Source organism: Brevundimonas sp. GN22 (assembly GCF_054824005.1).
In genome coordinates, this window is record NZ_JSYD01000114.1 from 1 (window position 1) to 6460 (window position 6460).

Genomic DNA, 6460 nt, shown 5'->3' on the forward strand with positions numbered 1-6460 from the left:
GGCGCGGGCCGTGGTGGCGGTGGTGCGCGAGGTTCTGGACGGACTGGCCGTATCGGATGGCGGCGTGACGGGTGTCGTGCGGGTGCGCGGAGCCGAGGTTTTTGCGGGCAGCGAGGGGCGGGTGTCTTACGGGACGGTGCGTCTTCGCGCGGTGATGGAGGGATAGATGGCGGTGCAGAGCGGGCGCGACATGCTGCTGAAGATTGCGGGCAGCGGCGGGACTTTTGTGACGGTGGCGGGTCTGCGGGCGCGCACGATTTCGCTGAATGCCAAGACGGTGGATGTGACCGATGGGGATAGCTCTGGGCGCTGGCGCGAACTGCTGGCCGGGGCGGGTGTGAAGTCTGCGGCGGTGTCGGGGCAGGGGATTTTCAGGGATGCGGCGTCGGATGCGCTGATCCGCGAGGCCTTTTTCGAACAGTCGGCCAAGCGTTGGCAGTTGGTGGTGCCGGACTTTGGTGTGCTGGAGGGGCCGTTCCTTGTCAGCGCGCTGGAGTATGCGGGCGAGCATGAGGGCGAGGCGAGCTTTGCGCTTTCGCTGGCCAGTGCGGGCGCGGTGGAGTTTTCGGCGCTGTGACCAATGCGGTGAGGGGCGAGGTCTGTGTGGAGTTGGCCGGAGCGCCGCGCCGTCTGTGCCTGACGCTGGGGGCGTTGGCGGAGATGGAGGCGGGGTTGGGCGTTGTCGGCATGGGGGCCTTGGCCGAGCGGATGGTGTCGATGTCGGCGGGCGATCTGATGGTGGTGCTGGCGGCCCTGCTGCGCGGGGGCGGTGAGGGGGAGTTGGCGGATCGGCTGGGGGCTGCGGCGGTGGAGCCTAGGTGCGCAGCGGAGGCTGTGGCGGCGGCGTTCAGGGCGGCGGTGTGACGGCGGATGCCAAATCCGCACATGTCTGGGGCGTGATGCTGAGGCAGGCGCAGGCGATGGGGATATTGCCCGAGGCGTTCTGGCGGCTGTCGCTGAGGGAATGGCGGATGCTGACGGAGAGCGCGGGGGGCGGTGGTGTGAGCCTGCCGCGCGGGGTGTTGGACGAGATGATGGAGCGGTGGCCCGATGGCGGACGAGTTTGACGGTTTGGGCGTGGCCACGGCTGAGGCTGCGGCGGCGCTGGAGGGGCTGAAAGAGCCTGCGCAGAAGGCGGCGGGGGCGATCGAGGAGGCGTTTTCGAAGGCGGGGGGATCGCTGTCGCGGTCTCTGATGCGGGCGGCCAAGGATGGCGAGGTCTCGATGGCCGAACTGGCGCGGGCGGTGATCGGGGCGATCAATGCCAGTGCAGGTGTGCTGGCCAAGAATGGCGGGCTGGGGGAGGCGCTGTCGGCGGCGGTCGGGGGCGTATTTTCGGGAGCGCGAGCTGATGGCGGCGCGGTTGCTGCTGGCGGGGCTTATCTCGTGGGGGAACGCGGGCCGGAGGTGTTTAGGCCCGGTGTTGGCGGGAGTGTGGAGCCGATGCGCGGCGCTTCGCCTGTCGTCGTCAATGTGATGGTGGATGGCGGGCCGCAGGCATTGCTGAGATCGGAGGCGCAGGTGGCGCGGATGATGGCGCGGGCGGCGGCGCTGGGGATGCGCTGAGCCTGCGGGGCCCTAGTGATCTGATAGGCGGTTCACTGTCTGCGAAGGGGAGCATGGGTGGATTCATTTGGACCTGACGAAAAAAGGGCAGCCGTGGCTGCCCTTTTCTGTGGTTGTGACCCGATTTAGAGGCCCTTGGGATTGGGGCCGTATTGGTTGGTGCCCGGTTGGCTGTCGGTGACGCCGATCCAGATCAGGAAGCCGATGCTGGTAACCAGCATGATCAGGACGCCGAGGCCGATGGCTCCCAGACCGCCTGCTGTGGCGAGCGCAGATGCGTCGCCGGTAGCAGCCGCCGCGAGGAACGCACCAGCCCCGCCGGCGAACATCACGAATGAGCCAATGATGACGCCTGCATAAGGGATGAGGGTGAGCCAGCCGGACTTGCCCATGTCATGCAGGCGTTTGACGGTGATGGCCACGTTCGGCCAGATGAGGGCCAATCCGATGACCATGTTGATCAGCGGAATGAAGCTGGTGACGAAGCTTACACCAAAGAGGATCAGGAAGCTGATCCAGAAGTCCTGACGGCGCAGGCGGCCATCAAACTTCAGTAGAGCATATTGCCAGTCGTAGCCGCTGCCGTTGAGGGCGGCGGCTGCTGTGCCGCCGGAAGCCGCACCGAAGGCCGCGGCAGGAGCCGTTGCCGTTGTCGCACTGGCGACTGCATCGCCGAGGATAACGATCTGGGTAGCGGTGGAGCCGGTGGGCACGAAGTCCACGGATTGGCCGACTTTGATTTCACTGCCGGTGTGGATGTCGTGACGGGCGAACAGGTAGGGCTGTCCGTCCTGACCCTTGATCGATCCGGTGCTTGAAACGGTGTCGTAGCTGGTGATCTCGCCGCGCAAATTCATCTCCTGAAGGAAATCGACGTCTGCCGAAATGGGGCGGAACAGTGGCGCAGGCGCAGGGGCACTGCAAGCTTAGGTTTAGAGGTATTTTCAATGTTTGATGAAGTACGTTTGCCCGCGCGCCTTGCGTTCGGGTCAACAGGCGGGATCGAGCGTCGCACCGAAGTGGTGGAATTGGCGTCCGGTCACGAGCGGCGGTCGACGCCCTGGGCGATGGGGCGCAGGCGTTATCTGATCGGCGCGGGCCTGCGTTCGCTGGACGATATGGCTGCGCTGACGGCCTTCTTCGAGGCGCGGCAGGGGCGGTTGCGCGGCTTTCGGTTCAAGGACTTTGCGGACTTCAAATCGTGCATGCTTTCAGGCGAGGTGACGCCTTACGATCAGGTGATCGGGACCGGCGGCGGTGACCTGAAGTTGTTTTCGCTGGTTAAGGCGTACGGGGACATGGTTCGTCCGATTGTGAAACCCGTTGCGGAGACGGTGTGCGTGGCGGTTGATGGGGTCGAAACGCACAGCTTCAGCGTTGATGGAGCGAGCGGACAGGTGACGCTTTCGGAGGCACCGCCTGCGGGGGCTGTGGTGACGGCGGGGTTCTTGTTCGACACGCCGGTGCGGTTCGATACGGATCGGCTGGAGGTGACGCTGGAGAGCTTTGAGGCGGGACGGATGGCGGCGGTGCCGCTGAAGGAAATACGCGGGGCGTGAGCTGCGCGACGGGATGATGATGGGGAGCCGTTTGGCTCCCCTTTTTTGTGCTTGGGGGATCGATGCGGGAGTTGGAAGGGGCGCTGGCAGCGCGGGTCGAAAGCGGGGCGGCGAGGCTGTGTCACGTCTGGCTGTTGGAGCGTCGGGACGGGGTGAAGCTGGGGTTCACGGATCACGACCGCGATCTGGAGTTCGAGGGTGTGGTCTGTCGGGCGGGAAGTGGCTGGACCCTGGGCAGTGGCGAGGCTGTGTCTGGAATGGGGGCGGGTGGTTGGTCGGCGTCGGGGGCGCTGGACGATGAAGCGCTTTCGGAAGCGGACATCCAGGCAGGGCTATTTGATGCCGCTGATGTCGAGCTGTGGCGCGTCGACTGGGCCGATGTTTCGGCGCGGGTGAAGCTGTGGGCTGGAACGTTGCGGAAAATCCGGCGTGAGGCGGGAGCTTTTGTGGCCGATCTGGAAGGCCCGATGGCGGTGCTGGATCGCGTGGTGGGGCGAACATACGGGCGCGACTGTGACGCGGTGCTGGGGGATGAACGGTGTGGGCTGTCGGCGGAGGTGATCGGGGGGCGTCGGTGTGACCGGACGTGGAGAACCTGTGTTGAAGAATTCGCCAATGGTCTGAACTTTCGTGGGTTTCCGGATATGCCGGGCGATGACTTTGTCCTCACGCGGGCGACGGGCGGCGTGCGCCGTGACGGGGCGAGTCGCCGATGAAGGGCGAGGCGATGGCGAAGTCGGCGAGGGGTTGGCTGGGGACGCCCTACCGACATCAGGCCAGCGAGAAGGCCGTGGGTGCGGACTGTCTGGGTCTGGTGCGCGGCTTGTGGCGTGAAGCTTACGGGGCGGAGCCGGAAACTGTGCCGCCGTATCGGCCCGAGTGGGCCGAAATGGGTGGCGAGGAGACGCTGTGGGCGGCGGCGAGGCGTTGGCTGGTCGAGAAGCCGCTGGAAGAAATGGCGATTGGCGATGTGCTGCTGTTCCGAATGGAGGCGGGGAGCGTGGCCAAGCACTGTGCGGTTCTGTCGGACGTATCGGGGCCGGAGCCGAGGATGATCCACGCCTATTGGGCGCGGTCGGTGGTGGAAAGCTGGATGGGGGCATGGTGGCAAAGGCGGCTGGTGGCTGTCTTTGGCTGGCCCGAGGGAGTGTAGGCGATGGCCAGTGTGACTTTGTCGGCGGTGGGCGGTCTGTTCGGCGGGGCGCCGATTGGCGGGATGCTGGGCCGGATGGTGGACGAGCGTATCGTCAGCAGCTTGCAGCCGACGCGACAGATCGGGCCGAGGCTGGAGAGCCTGAAGCTGCAAGGCTCGGCCGAAGGTGCGCCGATGGCCTGTGTGTTCGGGCGGGCGCGGGTGACGGGGCAGGTCATCTGGGCTGCGCGGTTTTTGGAACACAAGCGAAAGGCGTCGGGCGGCAAGGGCGGACGTAAGACGGTCGACTATGGCTATTCGCTGAGTTTTGCGGTGGCGCTGTGTGAGGGCAAGATCGACGGCGTGGGTCGCGTTTGGGCTGACGGCATGCCGATGGACCTAACGGGCGTGACGTGGCGGTTGCACCGTGGTGGCGAGGGGCAGGTGCCCGATCCGCTGATCGAGGCGATTGAAGGGGCGGCTCCGGCCTATCACGGGGTGGCCTATGTGGTGTTCGAGGATCTGAGCCTTGAGGCCTTTGGCGATCGTGTTCCGCAGTTGGGGTTCGAGGTGTTTCGTCGCGCGCGAGGAGATGAGCCGAGGCTGGAGGACCGGCTGGAGGGCGTGTGCCTCATTCCGGGGGCGGGCGAGTTTTGTCTGGCGGATGAAGTGGTGCTGAGGCGCGAGGGATTCTTGCGCCATGTGCCGGAGAATGCGGGATCGGGGCTGGGGCGTCCGGACCTTGAGGTGTCGCTGGATCAACTGACGGCGCAACTGCCCAATGTGAAGCGGGTCAATCTGGTCGTGGGTTGGTTCGGGACGGATGCGCGGGCCGAACATTGCCGGATCAAGCCGGGGGTGGAGCGTCGGGACAAGCCGACCGATCCGCTGGAATGGGGCGTGGCGGGGCTGGACCGCGCCGGTGCGCACCTGATTTCGGATGTGGACGGGGCGGTGGCCTATGGCGGGACGCCGTCGGACCAGACGGTGCGGCAGGCTATCCGCGCGCTGAAACGGCGCGGGCTGGAAGTGGTGATCTATCCGTTCGTGTTCATGGATTGCGAGGGCTATCCGTGGCGCGGGCGCGTGAAGGGGAGCGATGGTGCGCAGGCGGCGGCGGATGTGGCGGCGGTGTTCGGCACGGCCTCGGGATGGGGGCTGAGGCGACAGGCGTTGCACTATGCGAGGATGGCGCAGGAGGAAGGTGCAGACGGGCTGATTATCGGCTCGGAGATGCGCGGGCTGACGCTGACGCGTGATGCGGCGGGCGGGTTTCCGGCGGTGGCGCAGTACCAGACCTTGGCGGCGGAATGTCGGGCCGAGGCGGGGGCGCAGGTGAAGCTGGGCTATGCGGCGGACTGGTCGGAATATGCGGGCCTGAGGGATGGTGGGGAGGTGAGGTTTCACCTTGACCCGCTATGGGCCGATCCGAATATCGATTTCGTGGGGATCGACTGGTACCCGCCGATGGGGGACTGGCGTGAGGGCGCGGGCGGCGCGGATTCGGAAGCGTTCGCGGGGCCGTGGGATGCGGACTATCTGGCGCAGCAGGTGGCCGGTGGGCGCGACTTTGACTGGTACTATGCCAGCGCGGCGGATGAGGCGGCGCAGGTGCGCACGCCGATTGTGGACGGGGCCTATGGCGAGGACTGGGTCTGGCGGGTCAAGGACCTGAAGGGCTGGTGGTCGAACCGTCATTACGAGCGGGTGGACGGGGTGCGGGAGGCAACGCCTACCGCCTGGGTGCCGGGGATGAAGCCGGTGCGGCTGACCGAGTTTGGCTGTGCGGCAGTGGATCGCGGGGGCAATGCGCCCAATCTGTTTTCGGACCCCAAGAGTACGGAAAATGCCCTGCCGCCCTATTCAACGGGGGCCCGCGATGACCGGATGCAGAGGACGTTGCTGGAGGCGGTGCTGGGGCATTTCGATGATTCGGCCAACAATCCTCTGTCCGCGGTCTATGGCGGGCGGATGCTGGAAGGGGCGGACGCGTGGTGCTGGGATGCGCGGCCCTATCCGGCGTTTCCGGCACGGGGGGACCTGTGGGCCGATGCGGGGGCGTGGCGTACGGGGCACTGGCTGAACGGGCGTATGCAGGGTCAGGCGGCGGATGTTGTCGCGGCGCTGTTGAAACGTGCGGGGCTGGAAGACGGCGACTACCGCGTCGAGGGGATTGTCGGGACGGTTTCGGGCTTGGTGATTG

Annotated in this window: 9 protein-coding genes; 8 read left to right on the plus strand and 1 reads right to left on the minus strand. The window is 66.3% G+C overall.

Features of this window, described 5'->3' with window-relative positions; genetic code table 11:
- Window positions 1–166 precede the first annotated feature (166 nt).
- From OB03_RS13605 to OB03_RS13620, 4 genes are read left to right on the plus strand one after another with little or no spacing between them, the layout of a single operon-like run.
- Window positions 167–577: a phage major tail protein, TP901-1 family gene (locus tag OB03_RS13605; RefSeq protein WP_242913751.1), complete on the plus strand. Its 411-nt coding sequence runs from the start codon at window positions 167–169 to the stop codon at window positions 575–577.
- Window positions 574–864, plus strand: a complete 291-nt coding sequence (locus tag OB03_RS13610; RefSeq protein ID WP_242913752.1) for a GTA-gp10 family protein — start codon at window positions 574–576, stop codon at window positions 862–864. The genes OB03_RS13605 and OB03_RS13610 overlap by 4 nt, the downstream gene beginning before the upstream one ends.
- Window positions 819–1067 (plus strand): phage tail assembly chaperone, encoded by a 249-nt coding sequence (locus tag OB03_RS13615; RefSeq protein ID WP_242913753.1) that lies wholly within the window; start codon window positions 819–821, stop codon window positions 1065–1067. Before OB03_RS13610 ends, OB03_RS13615 begins: the two co-directional genes overlap by 46 nt.
- Window positions 1051–1566, plus strand: a complete 516-nt coding sequence (locus OB03_RS13620; protein WP_242913754.1) for a phage tail tape measure C-terminal domain-containing protein — start codon at window positions 1051–1053, stop codon at window positions 1564–1566. The genes OB03_RS13615 and OB03_RS13620 overlap by 17 nt, the downstream gene beginning before the upstream one ends.
- Before the next feature lie 125 nt (window positions 1567–1691).
- Here OB03_RS13620 and OB03_RS13625 read toward each other — a convergent pair whose 3' ends face one another.
- On the minus strand, window positions 1692–2417 hold the full coding sequence (locus OB03_RS13625) for a DUF805 domain-containing protein (protein ID WP_242913755.1): 726 nt from the start codon (window positions 2415–2417) through the stop codon (window positions 1692–1694).
- A 96-nt stretch (window positions 2418–2513) separates the two neighbouring features.
- Here OB03_RS13625 and OB03_RS13630 point away from each other — a divergent pair, with 96 nt between their 5' ends.
- From OB03_RS13630 to OB03_RS13645, 4 genes are all read left to right on the plus strand, one after another.
- Window positions 2514–3125: a DUF2460 domain-containing protein gene (locus tag OB03_RS13630; RefSeq protein WP_242913756.1), complete on the plus strand. Its 612-nt coding sequence runs from the start codon at window positions 2514–2516 to the stop codon at window positions 3123–3125.
- Window positions 3126–3187: 62 nt separating this feature from the next.
- The gene (locus tag OB03_RS13635) at window positions 3188–3841 is read left to right on the plus strand and encodes a baseplate hub domain-containing protein (RefSeq protein WP_461344519.1); all 654 of its coding nucleotides are present in this window, start codon (window positions 3188–3190) and stop codon (window positions 3839–3841) included.
- Window positions 3838–4278, plus strand: a complete 441-nt coding sequence (locus OB03_RS13640) for an NlpC/P60 family protein (RefSeq protein ID WP_461344520.1) — start codon at window positions 3838–3840, stop codon at window positions 4276–4278. The genes OB03_RS13635 and OB03_RS13640 overlap by 4 nt, the downstream gene beginning before the upstream one ends.
- Window positions 4279–4281: 3 nt before the next feature.
- The coding region (locus tag OB03_RS13645; RefSeq protein WP_461344521.1) for a baseplate multidomain protein megatron at window positions 4282–6460 on the plus strand (2179 nt) is incomplete at its 3' end.